Here is a 26,196-nt window from a genome sequence, read left to right as displayed (position 1 = left end):
CGTCCCCCAGGTCTGAGCCGTCTACACGGGCGTCCTGCGAGCCTGGAGCTCGGCCAGAAACTGATCCGGGGGAACAAAGAATGGATTTTGCTGAAGGACCCCGCCGACGATGACCTGTGGGTGCGTGCGCAATATATCCATCACCGTGGCAGCACTGAACCTATTGAGGTCGTATGTGCAAACGACCACGTCATCGTATTTCGGGAGAACGTGATTTAGCCGTGTCTCGTATTCGACAATTTTTTCGACGCCCGGAAGGTCTTCCAGTGCCCATTCCATATTGGCCCACAAGCGGGTCATCCCAAATCCGCTGCTCCGGCCCTCTTTGAGGACGTCCTGGATCAAGGCGAGCATGGCGTCCTGGTCAAAACCTTTGCCGCCACTCAAATAGGCCTGTTCCCATGGCCTCATTTCCAGTTGGCCACGGGCCGTGGCCGCGTCGACATCGATCCCCTCCGCCTTTAGCCTTCGGGCGCGGTCATCGCGGTGCCGATTGTTGATGATCTGAACGAGCCGGTCGTTAGCCGCCAGCCCATCCTTGACGAACGGCGCCAAGATTGCCTGCTCCTCATCGTCGGAGCTGAAGAATGCACAAGCGTGACAGGAACAAGTAAGTTCCGAGCCCGCGAGTTTAACTGACCGACTGAGCGGCGCTGCTTGATGAACCTTAGGCATAGAACGATCTCCGTTGCACTGAAACGACCCACAGGATTTCATCATCTTCTTTGTTGGTGGAGTTCTGCCGATAACGTCGTTGGATCGCCCTTACTACCCAACAAGGCGGCCGTAAGCGCGGCCGAAAGTTCTTCAAGCTGAAATGGCTTGGGTAGGACAGGTCTGGTGCGAAAAGCTTCCGGCAGTCCCGCACGGCCATATCCGCTTGCAAAAGCGAAGGGAACACCCTGATCGGAGAGGAACTCAGCGACGGGGAAAACCTGTTTGCCGTTCAGGCTCACGTCCAGCAGAGCAACTTCGAAGCCACCTGCCGCCGCCCTTTCCATCGCTTCCGGCAAGTTGCTCGCCTGCGCCGCAACGGTACAGCCCAGATCCGACAACATGTCCTCGACAGACATGGCCACCAGGCCATCGTCTTCGACTAGAAGAACGCGCAATCCTTCCAATTCCATGAGAGCCCTCCGTCACAAAACTCTATCTTGTAGTGCTCAGCCCCGGTTCATTCGTCCCGGGACGGGGCGCGCCTGGTAAGTAGCGAGAACAACGCCGTCTTCAGATCGTCAATGGTGTATGGTTTGTTCAGAACTTCGCAATCCTTGAAGGTCTCCGGCACGCCAACACGCCCATATCCCGTGCTGAAAATGAAGGGCAACTGCCGTCCCTTCAAAATCTCCGCTACAGGAAAGACAAGCTCTCCAGCCAAATTGACATCGAGCACCGCGAAATCCAATGTCTCGGTTCGGGCGGCGTTCAACGCCTTTGCCAAAGTCGCGACCGAAGCCGCAACCTCACATCCCAAATCCTCAAGCATGCCCTCGATGAGCAGCGCTACACTGCCCTCGTCTTCGACCACAAGCACACGCAGCCCAGCAAGCTCAGTCATTCCGCGGCGGTCCCCAACGGGACAACAATGCGGCAGCGCAATCCTTGTGAATTGAAGACGAGGTCGAGCTCGCCGCTCAAATCGCGCTCGATACACCTTTCCATCAGCCGAGTGCCGAAACCGCGTCGGGTTGGCGCTTGAACGGACGGTCCGCCGCTTTCCTGCCAAAGCAAATCCAGTGTGTTTTGCGTCGCGGACTTTCCTATGTGCCAAGTAAGCTCCAGCACTCCCGTTTCGGAAGACAGTGCGCCGTATTTCGTCGCGTTCGTGGCCAGCTCGGTCAATGCCATCGTCAGGCTGAGGGCCGCCCTTGAATTCACCGGTACGGATGGCCCATCGATCCGGATCCTCTCGCCAAAGCTCGTGGGGGCGAGGACCTCGCGGGCCAAAAAGTCCAGCGGGGCATCTTCCCAATGGCGCTTCGTCAGCAGATCGTGTGCACGGGCCAGCCCCAGCAGCCGCTCTTCATATCGCTTGCTAAAATCTTGAAGGTCGTCGGAATGCCGCGCGGTTTGCGCCGCTAAGGACTGCACGGTCGCCAATGTGTTCTTCACCCTGTGATTCAGTTCATCGATCAGCGTCTTCTGGCGGTTTTCCGCCTGCTTGCGCTCCGTGATATCCACGAGCATGTTGATTGCGCCGATTAGCGTGCCATCTGCATCATGTAGAGGCGTCGGATACGGTATGAAGGGCACAAACGAGCCATCGGGTCGCTCCGCGATGGCCTCGACGCCGCGGACGGCCCGATCTTCTTTAAGAGCAACCGCCATGGGGCACTGATCGTGCGGCAGCGGCGCGCCGTCAGGCGTGTAGAGCCGCCACGTCACGCACCACTCGTCACCCAGTTGCGGTGTGCGCCCCGCCATGTCGATGCAGGCCTTGTTGAAGAAAGTGATCCGGCCATTTGCATCGGTGGTATAGACTGCGGCCGGCAAGCCCTCCAGAAGATCGCGCATATGCTGCTCGCTCTCGCGAATGCGATCCTCCATACGCTTGGCATCCGTCACGTCCTGCAGCACACGTACGCCGTACAGGAACTGTCCTTCTTGGTCACGAACGGCGGATCCGAAAACGTCCAGGAACACCGTGGCACCGTCCGGCTTGCGGGCTCGTTTTCTGATCGAGTAGCTGTCCAGTTCGCCCCTGACTTGGCGGGCGTAGTTTGCAGCATCTTCGGCGCGGTCGCCTTCGTCCGTGTAATCGAAAAATGTCATGGCCAAAAGCTGCTCGCGTGAACGCCCGAGCATCTTGCAAAGAGCGTCGTTGACACGCAGCAAGCGGCCAGTCTTATCCGCCTCTGCGATACCGACCGTCGCCGCTTCATAAGTCGCGGCCAGACGTTCTTCGCTTTCGCGGCGAGCGCGTTCCGCTTGACGCATGTGCGTGACATCCATCGTGAAGCAGCGAGTGTTCACAAATTTCCCGTCACTGAACCGGCTGTTCGACGTAATGAGGACGTCCTTGACGGAGCCATCTTTTGCCCAAAGACGCGCAGGATAGCGGTCGAGCCGTTCGCCGCAGGAGAGCTTTTGGAGGATGTCGCCGATAACTGGAGCATCGGCATGAAACTCTGCAATATGGCGCCCGACATACTCCTCAGCCGTGTATCCCAGAAGATCGAGCTCGGCCTGGTTCGCGCGCAAGATAATGCCTTCGCCACTCACTATATGAAGGCCGACAGCACTGTTCTCGAAAAAATCCTCAACGTCGCTGGTTCTGCGCTGAACCTCTTCCTCCATTGCCTTGTGCGACGAGATGTCCTGGAAGCAATTGATCGCGCCCTGGATGTTGCCTTGGTGGTCCCTCAAGGCGCGGATATTGACCAATGCAGTGAAACGCGTGCCGTCCGGGCGCTCCATTATCACTTCGGCATTGCGGGTCGTCCTCCCCATGCGCACGGCATCCGCCATCGGGCAGTCCTGCGCCGGGAGCGGTGTGCCGTCGGGCAAGAACAGCCGGTGCGATCCGCAGAAGCGCTCTTTTCGTCCGTTCAGGTTCGGAGTGCGTCCCCACAGAACAGCTGCCTCCGAGTTGTAGCGGATCAGCCAGCCATTTTGGTCGCAAAGGTATACAGCGCCGGGGATGGCTTCCAGCGCCGTCGGAGCCGCGGCGACAAGTGCATCAAATTCTGTAAGTTGACGCTGTATGGGAAAGTCTTCGACGTTCGACATCTTTGGACCCCTTCAGTTGGCGAGCGAGAACCCCTGTCCCACATGCTGAAGGGGCAGCGCCGAACTGGACATCGCGATTCCCCCCAAGCCAAGCCCCTCAAAACGCCGCGCCTCAAGATTGGTTCCAAATTGGTTTCGTCGGAGCAAGATCTAGGATACACAAGCGCGAACATTCCCCGTTACGGCCTCACGGGGGTAACGCTCCCGCCGATCAGGCCTGTGAATGCCGGATAAGGCACGGTGCCGAGAAACGCCTTGTGCACCCAGCGGTTTTGCGGTCGGCCTGCAAAGGAAGTTATCTTGAACATTGTGCAGCGCAACAACGTTAAGGTCGTGGGCTCCGGTAGTCGCGCGATGGTCTTCGCCCACGGCTTTGGATGCGATCAGAACATGTGGCGCTTCGTTTGGCCCACCTTTTCCGCAGAGTATCGCATCGTTCTTTTCGATCACGTGGGCTGCGGAGGATCCGACCTTTCGGCTTACGAGCCGGAGAAGTATGCGTCTCTAGGTGGCTACGCCGCCGACGTCGTCGATGTCTGCCACGCGCTAGGCGTCACCCATGGTGTGTTCGTCGGGCATTCCGTCAGCGCAATGATCGGCGCCCTCGCTTCGCTAAAGGCTCCCGAGATATTCGACGATCTGATCATGATTGGTCCGTCGCCTCGCTACGTCGACGACGGTGACTACACCGGCGGCTTCAGCGAGCAGCAAATTCATGAGCTATTGGATTTCCTTGATGACAACCACATGGGCTGGTCGCAGGCTATGGCGCCCGTCATCATGGGCAATCCCGACCGGCCGGAGCTCGGGGAAGAACTTACCAATTCGTTCTGCATGACGGATCCAGAAATCGCAAAAAAGTTTGCGCGCGTTACTTTTCTTTCCGACAACCGCAGCGACCTGCCTTCAGTGAAGGCCCGCTGTCTTGTCCTGCAATGTTCGGAAGATGTGATTGCGCCGCAGACTGTCGGCAAGTATGTCGCTGACCGGCTGTCGAACAGCCGTTTCATGCTGCTCAACGCAACTGGCCACTGCCCGAATCTCAGCGCGCCTGACGAAACTGTTGCAGCTATGAGGGCCTTCCTTGAAGGTCGACGCTGATTGAGGTCGCGGAGCCCATGACCGACACGGCTGCGGATCTTGACGATCTGTTCGACAATGCTCCATGCGGGTATGTCGCCACTGGCGCGGACGGACGTATCACCAAGGTCAACTGCACGTTTTCGAAATGGCTTGGTCGCGACAAAGCTTCCCTTCTGGGACAACGATTTCAGGACTTCCTGAACATCGCAGGGAAGATCTACTACGAAACCCACTTTGCGCCGCTGATGCGCATGCAAGGTTTTTTCAACGAGGTCGCACTCGACTTGGTGCGAGCCGATGGATCGCCGCTTCCAGTTCTCGTCAATGCGGTCGAGCGGCGCGATGAGGCGGGTGACCTGCTCTTCATTCGCATCACCATCTTCAACGCTTCCGATCGCCGGCGTTACGAGCGGGAGCTTCTCGAAGCCCGTCGAGCCGCGGACCAGGCGAGTGCTGAACTCCGCCAACTTAACCTCACGCTTGAACAACGTGTAGCCGAAGCCGTCGAAGCGCGCCTAAAAGCGGAAGAGGCCCTTCATCAGGCGCAAAAGATGGAAGCCGTGGGCCAGCTGGCTGGCGGTATAGCGCACGACTTCAATAACATGCTCGCCGTCATCGGCTCTTCGCTCAGTCTGCTTGAGAGACGGCTGGCCAAGGGCGAGGACGTTGCGCGCTTCATTTCTGCGGCACAAGAAGGCGTTAATCGCGCCGCCGGATTGACACGCCGCCTGCTCACCTTCTCGCGTCAGCAGAGCCTTGCACCTGAAGCGATCCAACCCAATCAGATGGTCTCCGAAATGTCGGAGATTCTGCGCCGCACGTTAGGCGAAGAGGTACACCTCGAGACCGCCTTGGGGAGCGAGCTTTGGCAGATCGACGCCGACAAGAACCTCCTCGAAAGCGCTATCTTGAATCTCGCGATCAATGCGCGCGATGCCATGCCGGAGGGTGGACGATTGACCGTCGAGACTGCCAATTGCGACCTCGATGAGAATTACGCCGCGGAGCACGCTATTACATCAGGGCAATATGTCATGGTAGCCGTTACAGACACCGGTACCGGCATGACTTCCGAGGTCATGGCCAAGGCCTTTGAGCCCTTCTTCACCACAAAGGGCGTAGGCAAGGGTACAGGCTTGGGATTGAGCCAAGTGTTCGGCTTCGTCAAGCAGTCGAATGGTCACCTCAAGATCTACTCCGAGGTTGGGCATGGTACTTCGATAAAACTTTACCTGCCTCGGCTGCGTTCCACTACCGAAATACCGAAGCCTCCGCCCACAGGCGCTTTGGCGTCAGCCTCCGATAATGAGGTCATACTCCTGGCCGAGGATGACGATCAGGTGCGGTCGCTGACGGCTCAGACGCTGCGTGAACTGGGCTATCGCGTGATCGAAGCAGGGGCTGCTGCCGAAGCATTGAACGCGCTCGCGCAGCACCCCGACATCTGCCTTCTTTTCACCGACGTGGTCTTGCCCGACTTGAACGGCCTTCGTCTCGCCGACGAAGCGCGACACCGCCGACCCCACCTCAAAATTCTTTTTACTACGGGCTACGCACGCCACACGGACCCGGACGTGCCCCTGCTGCAGAAGCCAGCCTCCTTGGAGCAGTTGGCGGCAAAAGTGAGAGAAATTTTGGATGGACCGGATTAATCTGATGACGGCATGCTACACAGACCGGCCATGCATCCATTGTTTGATTTTGGCGAAGGCTTGCTCGATCGGATTGAGGTCCGGAGAGTAGGGCGGCAGGTACCAAAGCCTGGCACCGGCAGCCTTGATCTCTGCCTGATGGCCGCCGACTTATGCCTTCCAAGATTATCCATGACGACGATGTGGCCGGGCTTCAGCACGGCGATGAGCTGCTGCTCGACATAGGCGCGGAAGCACTGGCCGTTGATCGGCGCGTCGAAGACGCAAGGTGCTGCGAGCCGGTCCCAGCGCAGCGCGCCGAGGAAGGTCAGCGTGCGCCAGTGGCCGTGCGGAGCCAACCGCGCAGCCGCTTGCCCTTCGGCCCCCAACCTCGCAGCGGAGCCATGTTGGTCTTGATCCAGGTTTCATCGATGAAGACCAGTCTCTGCGGGTCCAGGCTGACCTGCCAGGATCGCCATCGTTGGCGCCTGCGGGCGATATCAGTACGCGCCTGCTCAAGGGCGAACAGCGTTTTTTGAAACTCAGCCCCTCGCGGCGCAGGAACATCCAGCCGCGTTGTGCGAGACCTTGACCCCGCGCGCGGCCAACTCGTCCTTCAGCCCATGCAGCGTCAGATCAGAAGTCTGATTGATCCGCTCCACGATGAAGGACCGATGCGGCTCAAGAATCCGCTTGCGGTGTCCGCCTATCTTGCCCGGCGCCACCGAGCCGGTCGTCCCATGGCGCTGCAACAGCTTCACCGCGGCCGAAACCGAAATGCCGAACCGTTTCGCGGCCGACCGGCGACTCTCGCCACTCAAAACCGCCGCCACAACCCGCTCGCGAAGATCATTGGAAAGAGGTCGAGTCATCAGATGCTGGCCTCCACTCCAGCCAGCATCTTGAATCACAAAACCAGCAATCCCTTTCGATTCCATCAAGTCGTGAGCCGCTCTAGCTGGCCGCGCGCAGGCGTTGAGAGCGAACCAAGACCTTCAGCCCCTCGGAATCCAACGCCTGCCCGAAGGCATAACCCTGCAGTATGTCGCAGCCCAACTCCTTCAGTATGCGAGCGTGCTCCATCGTCTCGACGCCTTCCGCTATGACCTTGATACCTAGGGATTTGCCGATCTCGATGATCGACGAGACAATCTGCCTTCGTTGCGGAGATTCGACTATTGGAATGACCAGCTGCCGATCAATCTTCAGTCGGCGCGGCTGTATCTTGAGCAGGCTGACTATGGAGGCATAGCCCGTACCAAAATCATCTATCTCTATATCAATGCCCAGTTGCTTGATTTGATCGACATTCCATGTCACCAAATCATCGTTTTTGTCAAGGAAAATGGACTCAACAAGCTCAAATGAAACTGTTCCCTTCTTGATATTCATATCTCGCAAGCTCTTTATGAGTTCTTCATCTTGGAGCCGCCGTGCCGAAACGTTGACTGATACACGCGGTATATGAAGATTCGCAGCAGACCAGTTTTCAAAATCTGAAAGCGCTTGGTCCAGTATGGTTCGATCGATCATCGAAACGACGTTTAGTTCTTCTGCAATCCTTAGAAAGACATCCGGTGCTAAGATGCCCTTCTTTGGGTGCCTCCATCGCGCAAGCGCCTCGACTCCGACAATTTCGAGAGTTTTTGCACCAAATTGGGGTTGGTAGAAGGCTATGAACTCATTGCGCTCAAGGCCGCCAAGAATTTCGTCGGCCATCCGCTTTGTGTCGACGATTTCGCTTTGCATCGCTTCAGTGAAGAATTCGTGCCGATTGCGCCCACGGTTCTTTGCTCGGTAAAGCGCGATGTCGGCGTTCACCAGGAGGTGCTTGGCTTCGACGTCTTTTCCGTTGTCGACCGCAATTCCCACGCTAACACCAAACCGGCATCGGTGGCCTTGGTAGTAGACGGGCTCGCTCATCTGGCTGATGAGGCGGTCGGCCAGCAGTGCCAGTCGCTTGATATCGTCATTCACCGTGCACAGGATGACGAATTCGTCTCCTCCGATCCGAGCGACGAATCCTCCATCCTCGACCTTGGATCGAAGGACGGTGGATGCGTGAACCAACATCGCGTCGCCCGCAGCGTGGCCGAGCGTATCGTTGATGTGCTTGAACCGATCCAGGTCGATGTGAAGCAGGGCCGCTTGACCGCCGTCGCGCCTGCAGTTGGCTGCGTACTGTTCCATTACCTGGTCGAGGTAACGACGGTTGGGCAAACCGGTGAGCGAATCATGAAGCGCGATATGCTCGATGCGGGCCTTGGCCGCCTCGAGTTCGACATTTCTCGACTCGGACAGTTGTTTCGAGCGAACCAGATCGCTGTTTAGCAGGACGTCGGCTGTGACGTCCCATTCCGCACCAATCATTTTGGGCGTCTCATTTGGGGCTTGGTATATGGTCGCCTTAGATCGGACATGACGAATCTCGCCATCCGGACGAACAATTCGGTATTCCGACGAATATGTTCCGCGGCTGGCCACGGCATGGTCGAAATCTGCGTGGGCGGCGGCCAAGTCCAGGGGGTGAATTGCGCCTGCCCAATCCGAGTAGCCTCGACGTCCTCCATCGCTGGGTCTGCCATATATTTCATTGACCCGATCGTCCCACGACAGGTCATTGGTCGCGAGATCGTGTTCCCAAACGCCAATAGCCGATGCCTCCAAAGCGAGTTCTAGTCGTCTCGACAATTGACGCAGTTCCGCATAGTTACGCTGTCTCTCGCCAATCAGACGACCTGTGACCAAGAATGGGATCACAATCAGCGCCCCGGCCACGGCCATGATTGCGCGCAGGAACCACGCGTTGCTGGGAGTCGAAGGCCAGCCGTTTTTGGGGATTGCTGCGATTTGCCACGATCCTGACGGGAGCAGAACTTCGGCCGTCACTGGATTGTTTTTGCGGACGCCCACATCGCCGAAGAATTGATCTCCGCTTGGGCCGAGGGCGTCTTTACCAATGAGCGCGACGTCAATCCCGAGATCATCGTCAAGCAGGCCGCTCGCCTTGTAAAGGCGCTGCACGTCGACAACGGCGGAAATGATGCCCCAGAATCTTTCAGTGTTGCCCGCGCTCGGCACAAAAACCGGAAAGCGGCCGATGAAGCCTTGGCCGCCCTGCTTCAGGTCGACCGGACCGGCAAGAATCAACTTGCGCTCGTCTCGCGCCCGCAGCGCGGCGTTACGCTGCCGATCGTCCATTCGGTAATCGAGGCCTATCGCTTTCTCGTTGCCCTTCAGAGGGTACATCAAGGAAACGACCAGATCGGGCGCGCCAGCAATATTGTTCAATTGCGAGTCGCCGCCAAAGAGGTTGCTCGCGAGCGAAGCGAAGCGCTGCTGTCCCATATAGGGTTCAGTCACGACCGTCGCGACAACCCCATGCACGAGTTGGAGGTTCCCGTTGATGTTCCCCTCTAGCTTGGCGCGGATCAGATTGACCTTGGCCAGGACATCCGCACGAGCGGCCTGGTCCGAAACGATTTTGTTCTGATGGTCCGCATAGGCCGCGCTGATGGCAATAACCAAAATCGCCACTGCGGCCGGAATATTTGCCGACGAAAAAACAGCTTCCTTTATGCCGCTGAACCTACCGCCGAAAAGAGCCAATAGGGTGGAACTCCCCTGTGTTAATCAGGTTCTCGGATCGACCCGCCGACAGAACATTAGCTTCCATTAATTAATTTTGAACTTCTTAGTCGTGAAAACTTTGCACTTCCGACCGTGTGTCGACACCACTGTCCATGCAGGAACAGCCAGGATGGACACGCCGCCGTCGGCACTTGACGCAGGAGCAGCCATCGGTCTCGAGGAGCCGTGCGTTTCCAGCCAGCCCCTCGGCTAGCGGTGAGCACTGGAGCTACTTGGGGTGCGGCCCTAGTGTCCCTCGATAACCTTAGGAGCAACAAGGTATGGTATCTTGCCGACGCTTCGCTTCGTCGCGCCAATGGAATAGGCCATTGGGATCTTGGGGGAGTTGTTTGGCAGGCCGTACATATCCTTGCCTGCCCTCACTGCAAATGAAAAGTGCTGCCACGAAACCGTGTCATGCTCATTCAGAAAATCGAGCGTCAGCCCCGCCGAAATCAGTGCGTTCACCACGTCGCTGATCGGATGGATCCACTCATAATACCGAGGATGCTTCAAAATGCGGTCGTCGCCGGTATAGGTCCGTTCCTCGTTCCATGCGAGCGGCCGAGCTATAGGCGTTCTCCAATCGTGCTTAAACTCCAGCGCCGCGGCCTTACGATCACACTGAAACATCAACGGATGGCCCTCGGCCATATAGAGCCGGCCACCTGGTCTCAGGAGATCCGCAACGACCCGCGCCCATCGGAACACATCGTCCAGCCAATTTACCGAACCCCAGGTAACGTAGGCGATGTCAAAGGTCCGGCCGAGCGCTTCAACTGCCTCGAATAGTGGCGCTTCCACGAAGCGCACATCAGTACCTGCCTTCGCGGCGAAATCCCGCGCAGCTGCGATCGCGGTCGGTGAAAAGTCGAGACCGATCACGCTGCCAGCACCGAGATTCTTCAAGCTGATCGTGTCGAGCCCGATGTGACATTGCAAATGGACGATATCCTTGCCGACGATATCGCCGACCTCGCCCGTTTCCAGCTCATAGAGATTGGATCCGCCTGCCAGCACATTTTCAATCTGGTAGCTGCCCGTCGTGTCGGTCGAATGCAGTTCGGCCCGATCATCCCAATTCAGGCGATTTGCTCCCAGAAACGGTTCCAAATTACCCCCCTGCTTTCAGCGGCGACTGACACTTGGTTAACAAATCGTTAATATACCTTTGCAGCGAAAGAGTCGCGCGTCAATGTGGGCCGGCGGGCGGGTGCGCCTACGTCGCAAAGCCCACCCTGCCTCTGCGGCCGGTGTCAGCTCAGCATCCAGTCGTGGAGGATAGCGGCGGCGGCTCCTCAAAATCGCCCCGGTGATGGCCTAAACGCGCCAACCTCTGGCGTCGGGCGTTCCAGCAGCAGCGTAGACGGTTTCCGGTGACAACGCTAAACGGCTCCGCGGGAAGCGACTTGTAGTCGTTTGGCCGGTCAGATGCTTGGCGGTTCCTGGATCAAGTCAGTTTCCCTCCTTTTTGAGTTCGACGGTGCTCATTCCCGATCGCCGCCTTGGTTGTGGACCGCAGATCCGCGCTTAGCGACCGAGATTGAGACGCACAGCTGTCATCTAACACGTAGCGTTTCGTGCTGCTGACGGTGACGACCTGCGAAGTCACCCGCGCCAGAGTATCGATGCCTCAGACTTCTCCAACCGAATCTTTGGGCCATAGGCACTCGCAATTCGGGCTGAGATGTCGGACGAGGCCGTGCCGTAGTGAAACGAGACCCCGCCGAGTCGCCGCCTTAAAGCTATCCAAAACCGAACCTAGTGTCCCACTTTGTCCATAAGCAACAGAAATTCGGGCTGACGCGCGATGCAGAAAGTTCGAAAAGCTTCCAGGAACCCCAGCCAAACTGGACTCCCTGTCGATAAAGCTGCCTGCTGTGCACCCATTGCTGCGCCGGCCACGACCGTTTCCGCAAGTAGATCAAACGGTCGCCTGAAGACGGCGTGAACTTCGCCTTTGTCCCATTTGCAGTTCGACAGCACCAGATTCAAGAGTCGATTTTTCTCGTGCGCAGGCTGTTTCGCAAACAGTCGGCTGGCTTTGCGTGCCAGTTCCAACAGCCGGATGCCGTCCTCCATGTACGATTCCTCGGCGCTACCATGACGCTCTATCTCGCGAAGCAGCCGCATCTGTTCGGTCCGCCACTGTCCTGACATCCGATCGTAGAAGGCGTTGTCGATGCGGCCATCAAGCTTGTCGAGATACATGGCATGCAGCCGATCCTCGAGCCGCTTGTACTCGACCTGGCATCGATGGATCGCCTGTTCATGCTCGCGGCGCTCGTCGGCATGGCTGGCCAAGAGGGCTGCCTTTACCCATTCCAGTATCTCTTCGTCGAAATGCAACCGGTCAAGCAGGGTGGCGAATTTCTGGTCGAGCACTTCCTCGCGGACGTATTTGCGGCGGCAATCACCGTATACTCAGCGTTGGCACCGTTTTCGCCCGCGCCCGCCCCCCACAACATACTGTCGAAATTGACCGTCAGAATGCGGTCGACGCCAGCGTATCCGCTCTCACCGGGTTCGCTGATGTGGAGGATGCCGTCTCGGATTTCCGGATGATCCGCCAGCTCGATCTTTCGCAACCCCATGAGAGTAGCAAAATGCACAATCGCTTGGCTAAGGCCATCGGTAGCGTCCGAGAGAGTAGCTGAGGCCCCACCACTCGAAACAAGCTTGCCTAGTTCATCGGCGTCATCGAACATGATGCGTATTGCAGCATCCCCGAATGGCTTTCCTGCCGCTGCCATGCCTTCATCAAGCGCAGAATAGGCGATGACATAGCGCAACGCGCTATCTAGCGTGGCTGCACCCCTGATGCTTTCCAACTCAACGATCGAACTGGCGAACCCTGTGTCGAACCATACTTTGAAAAGATTCGGGGCAATCGATGTCCAGTCTGTATGTCCGGTTACAGTCGTACCGTTCTCTTCGTGCACGTCCTCTTTCGCGAACAAAAGAATAGGCAGAAGCTGCTGAGAATGCATTGAAATTGGATCAATCAGCCCCGAAATGCCGAGATGGGTTTCAAGCACTTCCACAGGCTGCGAACCGTAGATATAGCCCGCATTGGTGCCGATCAGTGCTCCATAGACAGGTGACAAGGCTGAAAACAGCGCTGCTGAAACAAAGGGCTCGATCGCGCGAACACCGGTCAGGACTTCGCCCGCGACATTGTGTGAGGAAATGTTCCCAGCCGTGGGCCACACATAATTTGCCGGCGGAACACCGTCGACAAGGTAAGACGCCAGGTCAATGCCTGCTTGTGCCGCATCCCACCAAATGCTGAGCGCGGTGGCTGCTGCGCCGTAGGGCATGCTGTCGAAAACCACAGCTTCATCACCGGAAAGTGACGCAATCAGACCAGCAAGGCCGCCACCGAGCGAATGGCCGGTCAGAATGGCATTGCCGCCCTCGGTAGACAGCGCATTCTGGCCTGTCACGCTTTGATAGAAATCGAGCGCGAGTTGTCCCTGCGCGCCAGGCGCGTAAGTGGTCGGGCTGAGAATGCCTGCCCCTACTGCCCAGCCGGAGAAAATATCGTTGGGAAAGAGGCCACCGAAGCTGTTGGTGCCTCTATAGGAAATGACCGTTGCACCAGCCTCGATGCCCTCCACCCCTGAGCCAACCTCATAGGCTATCGCGTAAAAACCAGAATCCTGCCATTGCTGATATTCGCTCGAAGTGACGCCAAGAGCGTCGCGGCTCAGTATTGCAGCCCCCCAACGCTGGCGCCATCAATAGATATTCCAGCTTCATAATCTCTATTGTAAGAGTCCATCGCTAAAATTGATAGAAAAAGATCTTTGTTCATGCTCATTTGAAGAGCTCCGTACTGAAGTTTCCCGAACTGACTCGTTGAATATCAGATTCATCTTTTAGAAATTTAGGCGGGTTCGGCAATAACGTAGCCCTTGAACGCCCAACAGTCTCAAGCCATGGAAGATATTTCTCGACCACCCCTTCAGTAACCTGCTCGTCGGTCACCTCAAGCGTGATCCCTCTTAGAGAAACACCTGAGCCAAATACTGATGCGAGGTCCTCTGGATCTACTTTACGCAGAGTTGTTGGATCGCTGAGGTTTGTGAAAGTCACAAGCAGCGGATAATGGTCGCGAGGCACGTCCTTCGTGCTGCGGAAACGCACGATGGCCGGCAGAAGTCGCTCGTATTCACCGCGGCCATAACCCAGATCACCATGAGCGTGTGCTGTGCAATAAATTTGGTTTCTTCGCCGATCAGCGCGAAGAGCTGGCCTCGCTGCCCAAGGTCAACCACTGTCGCCTCACCCTTATATCCCGACGGATAAACCCCTAGCGCGTTTGCTTCCTGCCACCATACGTGCGACACGGCCGAGCCTGAAACCACTTTGCCGTCGACCAGCACCTCGACAGTCAATTTCTGATTCCATTCCCACACGTCTGCAAACATCCCACACGAGGCAAGAAGGAATGCAGGCATGACGATGGCGCTTCGCGTCAGTAAAAGCGCAAGGCGCTGGCCGATGCTGGACAAAGGCTGGAATGCTCCAATCTCTCCCGCTTCAGCACCCACAACCAGCGCAATGCCAAGCGTGACGCCCGACACCATCAAACCCTCACCGCTTTCATGGGCGCGCGACGATCACCGTCGCGTTACCCCCGCAGCGAGTTTGGTAACATAGCCGTGATCGACTATTAAGAGCTCACGGGAAAACAACTTAAGAAATTCCTGCTTATTTCTATAAGCGATGTCTAATTTACACTTCTATCTACTGTACATGTATGGATGAGGCGGACTTCCGATCGCCGACAGCAATATTGCCTTGCATATTGAAGGCCGTGCGGAACAATATTCCGTCAACAGGCGACCAACGCTGCCATTTCGAAAGTTCACGACGGCACGGGGGTACGCTTTTCACTGAGCTTTTCTAGTACCTCCTTATCGACCAGTTGCCGAACCAGTGGATGGACGCGAACCGGTGCGCCCTTGGAGAGCTGGCCGAAATTGATCAGCACGCTGGTGGCCAGCGCGCGGTTGGCGGCCACTACGTCGAGGAGCCAAACGATGTCGCCGCTGTCCCAGTCATTGCCCTTGAGCCGGACCGGGAAGTTGCCGGCGCGGGCCTGCTCCTCGATCCTGGCACTGACGGCTTCCGACACCTTCGCCCAGATCGCCATGCCCACCATCGGCCCCTCCTCGGCATTCGCCGGCAGCTTGCCGGAGGCAATCGCGATGCGGTCGCGCTGCATTCATAACTGCATGTACGGAAAACGACCGAGACTGTTGAAAAACTCGGCTTGAATGGCCGCCCAACACGTGATTCCATCTCTCTGCTGAGCGCTGGAGATGATTTGTCATGATGGGCAGGCTCGATCTTCAAGAACAACTCTTCTACGAGTTTCGGCTTGATGAGCACGTACCTGCCGGTCACCTACTCAGACGCATCGATGCGACGCTTAATCTAAGCTTTGTGCATGAGCACCTCGCCGCAAGCTACAGCCACACTGGCAGGCCTTCGATCGATCCCGAGTTGATGCTACGAATGCTCCTCGTGGGTTATCTCTACGGCATTCGGTCAGAGCGGAGGCTTTGCGAGGACGTTCATCTCAACTTGGCGTTCCGATGGTTCTGCAAGCTCGGCCTCAACGGAGCCGTGCCGGACCACTCAACGTTCAGCAAAAACCGCTATGGACGCTTTCGCCAAGGGGATCTGTTTCGAAAGTTATTCGAGGAGATCGTCGGTAATTGTGCCACGGCTGGGTTGGTCTCAGGCACGGATACTGCAGTCGATGCCAGCTTCATCGAGGCGGATGCGAGCTGGGAGAAGAAACTTCCTGGTGACGCCAATGCGACCGCCTGGTCCGACGGTGGCACGATCTCGCGGCCAGTGCATGAGTATCTAGCCGCGCTCGACGCAGCGCTGCCGCAGGCCCCAGATGAGCGTGAACCTTCGACGCCGAAACATATATCGCAGATTGATCCGCAAGCTGGCTGGTCAAACAAGCATGGACGTGGCCGTTTCGGGTATTCAACCAACTACTACATCGACACTGAGTCGAGCGTCATTCTTGACATCGAGGCCAGTCCGGCTCGCTTCGCTGCGGAGGTGAACACCACCAAGATAATGGTGGTTCGGACGCGCGAGCGTCTCGGACTGACGCCTGAACGGCTGGCAGCTGACAAGGCTTACGGCAGCGCCGGTCTTCTGAGCTGGCTTTTAGAGCAGGGTATCGAACCGCATATCCCGGTGATTGAACGCCAACACCAGACCGCCGGCAAACTGACCCGCGACGCTTTCTCCTATGACAGGCAGAGCGACAGCTTTACCTGTCCTGAAGGTCGGCAATTGACCTATCGGGGAAGGGACATCGGCGCGCGCGCCAATGTCTATTTCGCTCGCCCGTCCGACTGCGGCGCCTGTCGCTCAAAGCTGGATTGCACAGACGGATCAGCGCGACGAATTACACGATCTTTCGACGAGGATGCGCGTGATCAGGTACGAGCGTTGCGCGACACACCTAGCTATGCCCGCTCACGGCGACTGCGCAAGAGGATCGAGCGGCTCTTTGGCCACCTCAAGCGCAACATCGCGTTTCGACGATTGAGGCTACGAGGCCTGAGCGGGGCAAAAGAAGAATTCCTTCTCGCCGCAGCGGTTCAGAACCTCCAACTGTTGGCAAGACGACCAGCCGCTGCCTGAAGTGGACCGGTTCGGCAGACATGGCGCCAACCTATGCTCCAGTGCCCTGCGGTCGTTCCGGCTAGTTATTCAACAGTCTCGACCGATTTCCGCACATCGCCTAGGTGGCGCCCGAATCGCGGTCCGGAGGACGGTTTCGTGTATGGAAACCATGTGCGGAATTCTATTGTGCAGATAACACTCCACAATCCAAACTTCACATGGCCGTTAATTCCACACCGACGGAATTCGTACATGGGCCTTACTGGGCGATGCCGACAATTCCAAGCCGCTATGTCTCGTCAAGTTCCTAAAGCCGAATCGGATATTCGAATTTCGAATTTCTACCGTAAGCGCATGTAGTTCGGCCTGGGACGCGACCCAGAAAGTTCGAAAGGCTTCAACTTGCTGTCATGCCGCGCGCCGACGATAGCAAAAGAGAGCCTCCTCAATAGTGGGTATTGCGATGTAGCGGTCTCCCGCTACCATCGCTTACCCCGAAGGGAGACGCGTTGTTTCAGGTCTTTTCGACCAGGTTGGACGGGTAGCAATCGATTTGGATCGTCGGCTGCGCGCCGGGTTGCGGCGTCAAGTTGGGTTTGACGTAAGTCTTCTTCATGATCACCGGGCAATGGTGGCACCGGCATTAGCTTCGGCGCCCCAACGTTCCATGGGCCTGTTTCAGGAAAAGCGCGTAGGCGCTTTCCCGGGAATTGCGTCAAACAAGGAGCTGGAGCGGTTCGCCGTTTCCGGCGGCCGGCCGCCTGCCTTACCGTGCGCTCAACGCCACCATGCGGTCGAGCGCCGCGGTCAGGCCGTGCAGCGACACCGGGAATGTCAGTGGCGTCTCTGCATCTGTCGTGACATTGAGCTTCAGCACCTCGCCTACCCTCAGCTTTCCGAGCACGGATCGGTCGATGGCAAACACCGCGATGCAGCCTGTCGGCAGGCAGGTCCTGAAGCGCTGCGGGGCCAATGGCGGCTGATCATCGATCTGAGGCGTCACGCCCGGATCGAGCAGGATGCCGAAGGGCAGAAGCAAGGTGGCCATCGTTGAGCCGTCCGCGCGCCTCTGTATCTCCATGGCAAGCAGCCTTTGGCCATTCTTCTGGACCTGGTCCTGTGAAAGCGAGCAGACCCTCGCATTCTGCTGAACGGAACAGGCCACGCTCCAGTCCTGATAGACTTCGCGCAGCGATGACGGCCCATCTGGAGCAGCCGCCGCCTGTTGTTGAGCCGTCGCTGGCGACATCAACGAGAATGCGATTGCCCCGTATGCGCAGGCGGCCTTGAAGCCACGCTTCATGTGCAGACCCATTCACGGATCTTGCATTTGGCCCCTGACGCCTCACAGGCCTGCAAGGCGAGGTCCTCGGCTTCGCGGCGGGTCTCGGCCGAGTTCACGCCCCAGGGCGTGAAACGGTTCTCGGCTTTGTCTGCCATGGCCAGCGCACCGCAGTGCTTGTAGGGAAAGCCGGTCTCGTCGTCATCGTCCCAATGGCGATGGTTGCGGAACACGGAGACGACGTTGCACGCCTTGCCGCCGGCGTTCTCGCAATATTTCTGCGCGATGTCCTTCGCCTCCTGCCGCTTGTCGGCGCCCCAGAAGAAACCGTATTTGCTGTCGGCCTGCGAATAGGCGATGGCCGCCCAGATGCCTTTTTCCTCCTGCTGCGGCTCCGACGGCGCCACCAGGTCGGCCGAGACGACCTGTCCGCTCCACAGCAAGGTCAAGCCCAAAACTGCCAAAGCCCGCAATCTCATGGTCGGCACCCCTTTCCTAAATTCCCTTCGTCCTATTTCGCCGCCGAAGCCACGGAGATCACCACGCAGCTTTTGCCCGTCGGCAACAGAAGGGCTTCCCCGGCGTTGCCGCCGAGTTCGTACACCTCGACCTGCCCAAGATGGTCGGTGATCTTGCTGCCCTGCGGAAGGATGGACGGGATGTCGGCACACGGGCTGGCGAACGGCGCCACCCGCACCATCGTCCCCTCGCAGCCCGAAGCGGTGGGCGATGCGAAGACCACGCCCGCCGCCGGCCCGCTATAGCGTTCCGACGCGTAGTCCATGCCGACAAAGGCCTGCACGGCATGCTTGTCGGCCGCCTGGTCGTTCCACAGCGATTTGACGCTGTATTTCGTGCCGGTCGTCAGGATTTGTCCGAGCACCGGATAGACGGTCGAACAGGCCTGCACCCCGGCCTGCTTGACGTGCTCGAGGAAAGGCGTGTCCGGCAGCGCGGGGGCGGCGGCCTCGACCGGCGCAGCCGTCGCGCCGCCGACCAGATTGGCGATCGCGGCGTAATTGCCGGCGGCAAAGCCAAGCCCCGCCACCACCAGCCCCAGCAGCGAAAATCCGACGACGCGCGGCCACCGGCGCCGCCGCGCGGGCTCGACGGGCCGCTGCCGATCCGCCTCGACGGTCGGGTTGCTGCGTTTTGCGGACAAGAACTGGTCCTGCTGGCTCATGATGCTGCCCCGGTTATTTGACTGGTGAAAGGGCTTCCGTCAGCCCCTTGAGTGTTGCTGTCACGGTGATCGTCTGGCCGTCGACGGTCGGATAGGAGATGGCCGGCGTCGCCTTGCGCGAAATCTGCTGGCGCATCACCGGCCCCACCGGCAGCATGCCGACACAGACCATCTCGTTGCAGCCGTTCAGGTGCACGTCGATCGGCTGCGCCTGTCCATCGAACTTCAGCGACACCAGGCCGTCGCTCCTGGCATTCGGCGCGGTGCGCAGGATCATGTAGGGCTTGCCGTCCTGGGTGGCGGCAAGCGACCAGCTGAAGGCCATCTTGCCCGACGCGTCCTCGATCACCTGCGAGACGTTGCAGACCTTCTTGCGGGCCTTCAGGTTCTCGTCGCAGATCAGCGTCCAGTTCTCGAACGGACGGATGGTGCGCTGATAGTCACCCAGTTTCACGTCGGGCGGCAGCACCACATCCGAAGGCTTGATCCTGTATGGCGAGGCGACCTGCCCGGCAGCCGGCGCTAGGCCGCCGCAGAGCGCCAGGAAAGTCAGGGCAGCAAGTCCTTTCATTCCGGCCTCAGTTCAAGGTGAAGCTGATGCCAGCGCCGACACCGACGTGCCCACCGGCGGCGGTGCCGGACAGATTGCCGCGGATGCGGCCGTCCTCGCTGGTGTAGCCGGCACCGAAGGCCAAGGCGCTCGCGTCCCGCCAGAAGCCGCCGCCTGCCGCGACGCTCAGCTTGCCGGGACGATCATCGTAGCGCAGCGAGGCGGCGGCGAGCCCGATCGCTGCGGCCTGCCGTGCTTCGTCGCGTATGCCGCCCAGGTCCGAGTTGAGCTGGCCGAGTTTCTGGTCGGTATAGTCGTTGGCCTGCTGCAGGGTCGTGGCCGCCACCTTGTCGGTATAGGTGTTGGAGGTGTTGATGGCGTAGTTCACCTGGGTGTCCGTATAGCTCTTGCCCGCGGTCAGGCCCTGGTTGAGCTGGTTGACGTTGACCGCATCGGTGCCGGCGACGCCCGGACCGACATTGGAGATCACGACCGGCGCGTTGACGTCGCCGCCCTGCAGCGTGATCGTGTTCGTCTTGGCGCCGCCCTGGGTGTCATAGGTGACCGCGTTCTGGGTGAGCGTTCCGACGCCGGCCTTCAGATCCTCGATCGCGGTGTTCGTGGCGTAGAGCTGCGAACCGTTGATCGCATCGGTGCTGCCGGAATCGACGCGACCCGCGGCGACGTTGGTGATCGTCCTCTCGGCGCCGGCATCACCGACGCTGACCGTCCCGGTCGGGGTGGTTCCCGCATAGTCGTAGGTCTTGCCGTTGATGGTGGTGCTGGACGTGCCGACGGCAGCCTGCGTCACCGAGCCGGAACCGAGCGCCACATCATTGGCATTGTTGGCCTTGGAGCCCTGGCCGAGCGCCACCGCGCCATCGCCCGTGGCTGTCGAGCCATTGCCGGCGGCCAGGCTGTTGGTGCCGCTGGCCACGCTCGCCGGTCCGATCGCGACGCTGTCGGTGCCGCCGGCGATGCTGTCGGCCAGCGTCGAATTGGCATGGAAATACTTGATGCCGCCGCCATTGTTGATGCTGGTCAAGGCATTGTCGACCGCCGTGAGCCCGTCATAGACGGTGGTGTAGCTATTGCCCTGGACGGTGTAGGTCGGGCCGGTGATCGAGCCGTCGGGATTGACCGTGGTGCCGCCGCCGAACAGGTTGCTGATGTTTTGCGACACGCCGCGCAGCTGCGAGACGTTGACGCCGTCGGTATCGGCCGAACCGGCCGCGACATTGGTGAGCTTGCGTTCGGCTCCGGCGGAGCCGATCGACACCTCGCCGAACGAGGTCTGCGCGCCGGTCAGGGCAAAGGCCGTGTAGCCGGTCTGGGCGCCGACCGAGGTGATGGACTGCGAGCCCAGCGCGACGCTGTTGATGAAGGTGCTCTGGGCGCCCGCGCCGAGCGCCACCGACTGGATGCCGGAGGCCAGCGAATTGGTGCCGAGCGCAAGGCCGTCGGCCAGCATGACATGGGCGTTCTGGCCGATTGCCGTGCCGCCGGGCGCTGTCTGGTCGACGATAGCGCCGTTGCCGATGCCGACGCCGTTGTCGCCGTTGACGACCGTCGTCGGACCGACCGCGACCGATTCCGCCCCAACCGCGAGCGAGTCTCCCGCCGCCGAATTGGCATGGAAATACTTGGTCGACGTCACCGATACGGAAGCGATGGCGCCGGCGAGCTGGCGCACCGTCACCGCGTCCTGATCCTGCGTACCGTCGGCAACGTTGGTGATCTGCCGGTAAGACGTGTCCGTGCCGACCGAAACGGCGCCGAGCAATACCTTGTCGGTGGTGTTGTACTGGATGAAGTTCGACGGACCGGCCGGGAGTTGCCCGCTGGCCGGCGCCAGCGCGCGGTCGGACACCGAATCCGAACCAAGCGCCACGCTGCCGTCGATGCTGGCCGCGCTGTCGCGGCCGAGCGCCAGCGCGCTGACGCCGGTCGCGGTCGCCTGATAGCCGACGGCGGTGGAGCCGACGCCTTGAGCGAAAGAATCGGTCTGCGCCAGCCCTGCCTCGTTGGTGCGGGCGTAGCGGATGCCGATGCCGTTGACGTCGGTATAGGCGGTCGAGGTGTCGCCGGCGATGTTGTTGATCGTGTTGCCGAGATTGGTGACGCCACTGCCGATATTGGCGATGTCTGTGGTGTTCTGCGTGACCTGCTGGTTGGTGGCGAAAAGTTGCGAGCCGTTGACCGCGTCGGTCGAGCCGCCGTTCAACTGTCCGGCCGCGACGTTCTGGATCTGGCGCTCGGCGCCCGCCGAGCCGACCGAGAAGGCGCCGGCCGGTGTGCCGCCGGCGAAGGTGTAGTTCACGCCGCCGATCGTCGTGCCGCCAACGGCGGTGGTGGCACCCGACGCCGAATTCAGGCCGATCGCGACGTCACCAGCATTGTTGGCCACGGCGTTGGGTCCGACAGCGACGGAATTCGTTCCCAGGGCCTGGGAATCCGGCAGGGCCGAATTGGCGTGGAAATACTTGATGCCGCCGCCGACATTGATGTTGTTGAGCGTGGTGCCGATGGCATCGACCGCCTGGTTGGTGGCGAAGAGCTGCGAGCCGTTGACCGCATCGGTCGAGGACCCGCTGATCCGCCCCGCCGCCAGATTGGTGAGCGTGCGCTCCGCACCCGGCGCGCCGATGCTGACCGTCGAGATCGGATTGATGCCCTGGAAGGCATAGGTTGTGCCGTTGATCACGGCATTGGGCGTGCCCACCGCTGCGACGGTCACCGAGCCAGAGCCAAGCGCCACATCGCCGGAGCTCGCAGCCGCCGTCGCGCCATTGCCCAGCGCGACATTGCCCGTAAGGCCGGCAGCACCAGCAGTCGAGCCATTGCCCAGGGCAACGGAGCCCTGCCCGATCGCCTTGTTGTTGTTGCCGATGGCGACAGCGCCCGCCGCCATATTGGCCGCGGTGGCGCTCGCCGTGCCATCGCTGTTGGCGATGTTGTTGGCGCCGCCGGTGAAGGCGCCGGTGCCGCTGGCGTAGCTCGGATCACCGATCGCCACCGCGCCGTCCCCGAAAGCGGTGTTGCCGGCGCCGATCGCGGTTGCCTTGCCGCCGGCCGCGGTCGAGCCATGGCCGATGGCAATGGCATCGGCGGAATTGGCGATCGTGTCCGTGCCCATGGCGATCGCGTTGTCGGCGCTGGCATTGGCGTGCAGACCCAATGCCGTGGATGACACCCCGGATGCCGTGGATTGGAAACCCCCGGCGAAGGCGAACTGGTTGGAGGCGTTGGTGCCTCCACCTATGGCGGTACCCCCGGTGGTCGCGCTGGCATTATCGCCATAAGCCGACGCGAAGTTGCCCAGCGCTTTTGCCCCGCTGCCGGACGCAATCGCCCGTCCACCCGACGCGCTGGCACCGCTGCCGAGAGCCGTCGAGGTGGCGCCGGTCGCGGTCGAGCTATCGCCAATGGCGACGGCATCGACGGCGTTGGCAGTCGTGCTCGTGCCTATGGCGATCGCGTTGTCGGCGGTCGCATTGGCGTGCAGGCCCAATGCCGCGGACGAAACCCCGGACGCCGTGGATTGGAAACCCCCGGCGAAGGCGAACTGGTTGGAGGCGTTGGTGCCTCCGCCGATGGCGGTACCCGCAGTGGTCGCGCTGGCATTATCGCCATAAGCCGACGCGAAGTCGCCCAGGGCTTTCGCGCCGCTGCCGGACGCAATCGCGCGGCCGCCCGTCGCGCCGGCATTGGTGCCAATGGCCACAGACTGGGCGCCCGTCGCGCCATTGTTGCCATAGTTCCCGGTCGCCGTGCCGCCATCATTGATGCTGACATAATGCGACGCCGCCCCGGCGATGGCCGACTGCAATGCCTGATTGGTCGCAAACAGCTGTGAGCCGTTGATCGCATCGGTCGAATTGCCCGCGATTCGTCCTGCCGCAACATTGGTGATGGTGCGCTGATTGGTCCCGCTACCGACGCTGACGGTGCTGGTCGGCGTCGTGCCGGCGAAGCTGTAGGCCGTGCCGCCGATGGTCGTGCCGCTGGTGCCGACCGCCGCCGTGGTCACCGAGCCAGAGCCAAGCGCCACGTCGCCGGAACTCGCCGCCGCGGTGGCGCCATCGCCGAGCGCGACATTGCCCGCAAGGCCGGCGGCACCCGCCGTGGTGCCGTTGCCCAGCGCCACGGAGCCCTGTCCGATGGCCTTGTTGTTGTTGCCGATGGCGACGGCGCCCGCCGCCTGGTTGGCGGCGGTGGCGGTTGCCGTGCCGTCGCTGTTGGCGATGTTGTTGGCGCCGCCGGTGAAGGCGCCGGTGCCGCTGGCAAAACTCGGATCGCCGATCGAGACCGCGCCATCGCCATAGGCGGTGTTGCCGGAACCGATGGAGACGGCCTTGCCGCCGGTCGCCACCGCATTGGTGCCGATGGCGACGGCATCGGCGGAGTTTGCGACCGCGTTCGTTCCGGCGGCGATCGCGTTCTGGGCACTCGCGTTCGCGGTATCGCCCATCGCCAGCGCGCTCGCGCCACTCGCCGATGCGCTAACGCCCAGCGCCGTTGCGCGCGCGAGGGTCGCACGGGCGCCATTGCCGAGCGCCACGGCGCCAACATCCGTGCCCTGGGCACCCGACCCAATCGCGACCGAGCCGATTCCACTCGACAGAGCGGCATTGCCGAAAGCCAATGCGAAATTGCCTGAAGCGAGTGCGTTGGGGCCGAGCGTTGACGAGCTTATCCCCGTCGCACGGGAATTTACCCCGATTGCAACGGCGAACTGGGCCGATGCCACGCTTGTACGGCCGATCGCCGTGGCATCAGCCACGTTTGCCGTCACGTCCACGCCGATAGCGATCGCGCTCTGAGCGAGAGCCCCCGTTCCGGGAGCGGAGCGTGCGCCCAGATAGATGGAATTCACGCCGCTTGCGATGGATCCGGTGCCAATGGCGGCGGCATTGGTCTGGCTGGCTTGAGCGTTGTGGCCGATCGACGCGGTGTTGCTGGCGGCGACGCCGATACCGGCATTGGTTCCGATCGCGATGTTGTCGTTGCCGGTGACCAGATTGCCCGCGGAGGCGGAGAGCGTACCGTCATAGGCGACACCGCCATCGCCGGTCCCGAGCGCGACGTTGCGCGTCCCCGTGACACCGGAACCGGCGCCTCGCATCACGCTGGGGATGCCGCCGCCCAGCGCAGTATTCTGCGCGCCGCTCACCAGCGTCCCGGCCGCGATGCCAACCGCGACCGAGCTGTTATTGGCGGTGGTCGAGCCGGCACCCGCACCTTGCCCGACCGCAACCGTGCTGTCGCCGATCGCCACCGCTTGCACCCCGAGTGCCGTTGAGCTGTTGCCAGTCGCCCTAGCAGCGTTGCCGACGGCGACGCCCGAGACTCCGCTGGCGTTGGCGCCGTTCCCGGCGGCGAGAGAATTGCCGCCGGTTGCCTGGCTGACCACTCCCAGCGCTATCGAATTGCCGCCGCTTGCGTTACTACCCGCTCCCATTGCGGTCGCGTTGCCGCCGGTTGCTTGGCTGGTCGATCCAACCGCGGTACCAAAGCTGTTGGCGACGGTCCCCGTGCCGAGGGCGGTCGAACTGTTCCCCGAAGCCTGGCTTACGCTGCCGATAGCGACGGAATTGCCGCCGGTCGCTTGGCTCGATACGCCAACGGCCGTCGCGGCGGCGCCAGCAGTAGCCGTGGAGCCGATGGCAGTCGCGTTCGCCGCATTTGCGGTGCTGTTGACGCCAAAGGCGCTTGCCCCGCCGGCGTTAGCATGGGCGTTTCCGCCCACAGCGAGCGCGTTAATGCCGGTCGCGCTTGCAAAGACCCCTATGCCGATGGCGTTGAGGCCATTGACACTCATCGAATAGCCGATGGCGATCGAAGCGTCGCCCGTTGCACTGTTGGAGGTGCCCAACGCCACGGCGTTATTGCCATTCGTCGTGGCACCGTTACCGATGGCGACGGCGTTGCCGCCTGTCGCGGACCCGCCGCCGGCCTGGTATTGTGCCTGGGCCGGCGTGGCGAGGCTGAGCGCGGCGATCGCCGCCAGGCCGCCGACGATGTTGGCCAGGCTGACGCCGCAAGCCAGAGCCGAACGCACGCTGCTGCCGATGCCCAACGTTCCCAACCCCAGGCGCTTGCGCCCCATGCCAAGCGCACGATGCGCCATGCGCAGCACGGCCATCAGGCGGCGGCGAACCGATCGCAAACCATGATCGGCCCCCGCGATCCAGTGCCCGGCGAAATGCGCCGCGCGACGCTGAACAACCAAGCCGTTCGAAATGTGATTGTCGGTCATGGTTTCCTCTCCGCTGGCCGGCGCGAAATGTCTGACAATACCGCTCACCAGGAGAAAGACATGATTCCAGCCAGTGGTATATCAGGAAATTGCTGTTTTGCGAAAAAAATTTGAACAAACCGACAGAGGTTAACGGCTCGTTACCTTAGCCAATGCTTATAAAATCAAGCACCTAAAGAATAC

Annotated in this window: 18 protein-coding genes and 1 pseudogene; 3 read left to right on the top strand and 16 right to left on the bottom strand. The window is 60.3% G+C overall.

Annotated elements, in window-relative coordinates; genetic code table 11:
* Positions 1 to 21: 21 nt before the first annotated feature.
* The 4 genes from AC56QP_RS23845 to AC56QP_RS23830 form a co-directional block, all read right to left on the bottom strand.
* Positions 22 to 555 carry an MEDS domain-containing protein gene (locus tag AC56QP_RS23845; protein WP_497103672.1) on the bottom strand — a complete coding sequence of 178 codons (534 nt, stop codon included), beginning with the start codon at positions 553 to 555 and terminating at the stop codon, positions 22 to 24.
* A 161-nt stretch (positions 556 to 716) separates the two neighbouring features.
* Positions 717 to 1,127 (bottom strand): response regulator, encoded by a 411-nt coding sequence (locus AC56QP_RS23840; protein ID WP_489863224.1) that lies wholly within the window; start codon positions 1,125 to 1,127, stop codon positions 717 to 719.
* Positions 1,128 to 1,174: 47 nt separating this feature from the next.
* Entirely contained in the window at positions 1,175 to 1,558 is a 384-nt protein-coding gene (locus AC56QP_RS23835; RefSeq protein ID WP_489863225.1) for a response regulator, read from the bottom strand.
* Complete coding sequence (locus AC56QP_RS23830; protein WP_489863226.1) at positions 1,555 to 3,729, bottom strand: PAS domain-containing sensor histidine kinase; 2,175 nt, start codon at positions 3,727 to 3,729, stop codon at positions 1,555 to 1,557. Before AC56QP_RS23830 ends, AC56QP_RS23835 begins: the two co-directional genes overlap by 4 nt.
* 300 nt (positions 3,730 to 4,029) lie before the next feature.
* On the opposite strand from AC56QP_RS23830, the gene AC56QP_RS23825 reads away from it, so the two are divergent.
* Positions 4,030 to 4,830 (top strand): alpha/beta fold hydrolase, encoded by an 801-nt coding sequence (locus AC56QP_RS23825; RefSeq protein ID WP_489863227.1) that lies wholly within the window; start codon positions 4,030 to 4,032, stop codon positions 4,828 to 4,830.
* 17 nt (positions 4,831 to 4,847) lie between these two features.
* Positions 4,848 to 6,464 carry an ATP-binding protein gene (locus AC56QP_RS23820; RefSeq protein WP_489863228.1) on the top strand — a complete coding sequence of 539 codons (1,617 nt, stop codon included), beginning with the start codon at positions 4,848 to 4,850 and terminating at the stop codon, positions 6,462 to 6,464.
* Positions 6,465 to 6,497: 33 nt separating this feature from the next.
* Here the strand turns inward: AC56QP_RS23820 and AC56QP_RS23815 are convergent.
* From AC56QP_RS23815 to AC56QP_RS23785, 7 genes and pseudogenes are all read right to left on the bottom strand, one after another.
* Positions 6,498 to 7,315, bottom strand: a pseudogene (locus AC56QP_RS23815) (IS630 family transposase); the annotation flags it as partial.
* 82 nt (positions 7,316 to 7,397) lie between these two features.
* The gene (locus AC56QP_RS23810; RefSeq protein ID WP_489860850.1) at positions 7,398 to 10,052 is read right to left on the bottom strand and encodes a bifunctional diguanylate cyclase/phosphodiesterase; all 2,655 of its coding nucleotides are present in this window, start codon (positions 10,050 to 10,052) and stop codon (positions 7,398 to 7,400) included.
* A gap of 267 nt (positions 10,053 to 10,319) precedes the next feature.
* Entirely contained in the window at positions 10,320 to 11,186 is an 867-nt protein-coding gene (locus AC56QP_RS23805) for a class I SAM-dependent methyltransferase (protein ID WP_489863229.1), read from the bottom strand.
* Between the two features lie 648 nt (positions 11,187 to 11,834).
* Positions 11,835 to 12,458 (bottom strand): hypothetical protein, encoded by a 624-nt coding sequence (locus AC56QP_RS23800; protein ID WP_489863230.1) that lies wholly within the window; start codon positions 12,456 to 12,458, stop codon positions 11,835 to 11,837.
* Positions 12,389 to 13,717, bottom strand: coding sequence for a hypothetical protein (locus AC56QP_RS23795; protein WP_497104091.1), 1,329 nt, complete (start codon positions 13,715 to 13,717; stop codon positions 12,389 to 12,391). The genes AC56QP_RS23800 and AC56QP_RS23795 overlap by 70 nt, the downstream gene beginning before the upstream one ends.
* Positions 13,718 to 14,167: 450 nt before the next feature.
* Complete coding sequence (locus tag AC56QP_RS23790; RefSeq protein WP_489863232.1) at positions 14,168 to 14,665, bottom strand: hypothetical protein; 498 nt, start codon at positions 14,663 to 14,665, stop codon at positions 14,168 to 14,170.
* 281 nt (positions 14,666 to 14,946) lie between these two features.
* A complete protein-coding gene (locus AC56QP_RS23785) occupies positions 14,947 to 15,306 on the bottom strand; it encodes a toxin-activating lysine-acyltransferase (RefSeq protein WP_489863233.1) in 360 nt (119 codons plus the stop codon).
* A gap of 107 nt (positions 15,307 to 15,413) precedes the next feature.
* Here AC56QP_RS23785 and AC56QP_RS23780 point away from each other — a divergent pair, with 107 nt between their 5' ends.
* Positions 15,414 to 16,757 carry a transposase gene (locus AC56QP_RS23780; protein WP_489861397.1) on the top strand — a complete coding sequence of 448 codons (1,344 nt, stop codon included), beginning with the start codon at positions 15,414 to 15,416 and terminating at the stop codon, positions 16,755 to 16,757.
* Positions 16,758 to 17,505: 748 nt separating this feature from the next.
* Here AC56QP_RS23780 and AC56QP_RS23775 read toward each other — a convergent pair.
* From AC56QP_RS23775 to AC56QP_RS23755, 5 genes are read right to left on the bottom strand one after another with little or no spacing between them, the layout of a single operon-like run.
* Positions 17,506 to 18,054, bottom strand: a complete 549-nt coding sequence (locus AC56QP_RS23775) for an invasion associated locus B family protein (RefSeq protein WP_489863234.1) — start codon at positions 18,052 to 18,054, stop codon at positions 17,506 to 17,508.
* Complete coding sequence (locus AC56QP_RS23770) at positions 18,039 to 18,500, bottom strand: DUF4189 domain-containing protein (RefSeq protein WP_489863235.1); 462 nt, start codon at positions 18,498 to 18,500, stop codon at positions 18,039 to 18,041. The genes AC56QP_RS23775 and AC56QP_RS23770 overlap by 16 nt, the downstream gene beginning before the upstream one ends.
* Before the next feature lie 32 nt (positions 18,501 to 18,532).
* Positions 18,533 to 19,204, bottom strand: a complete 672-nt coding sequence (locus tag AC56QP_RS23765; RefSeq protein ID WP_489863236.1) for a hypothetical protein — start codon at positions 19,202 to 19,204, stop codon at positions 18,533 to 18,535.
* A 13-nt stretch (positions 19,205 to 19,217) separates the two neighbouring features.
* Complete coding sequence (locus tag AC56QP_RS23760) at positions 19,218 to 19,775, bottom strand: invasion associated locus B family protein (RefSeq protein WP_489863237.1); 558 nt, start codon at positions 19,773 to 19,775, stop codon at positions 19,218 to 19,220.
* A gap of 7 nt (positions 19,776 to 19,782) precedes the next feature.
* A complete protein-coding gene (locus tag AC56QP_RS23755) occupies positions 19,783 to 26,013 on the bottom strand; it encodes a calcium-binding protein (RefSeq protein WP_497101011.1) in 6,231 nt (2,076 codons plus the stop codon).
* Positions 26,014 to 26,196: the final 183 nt, after the last annotated feature.

The sequence above is a fragment of the Mesorhizobium sp. RCAM 05104 genome, assembly GCF_059683645.1.
This window is presented reverse-complemented; position numbering and strand designations above follow the sequence as displayed.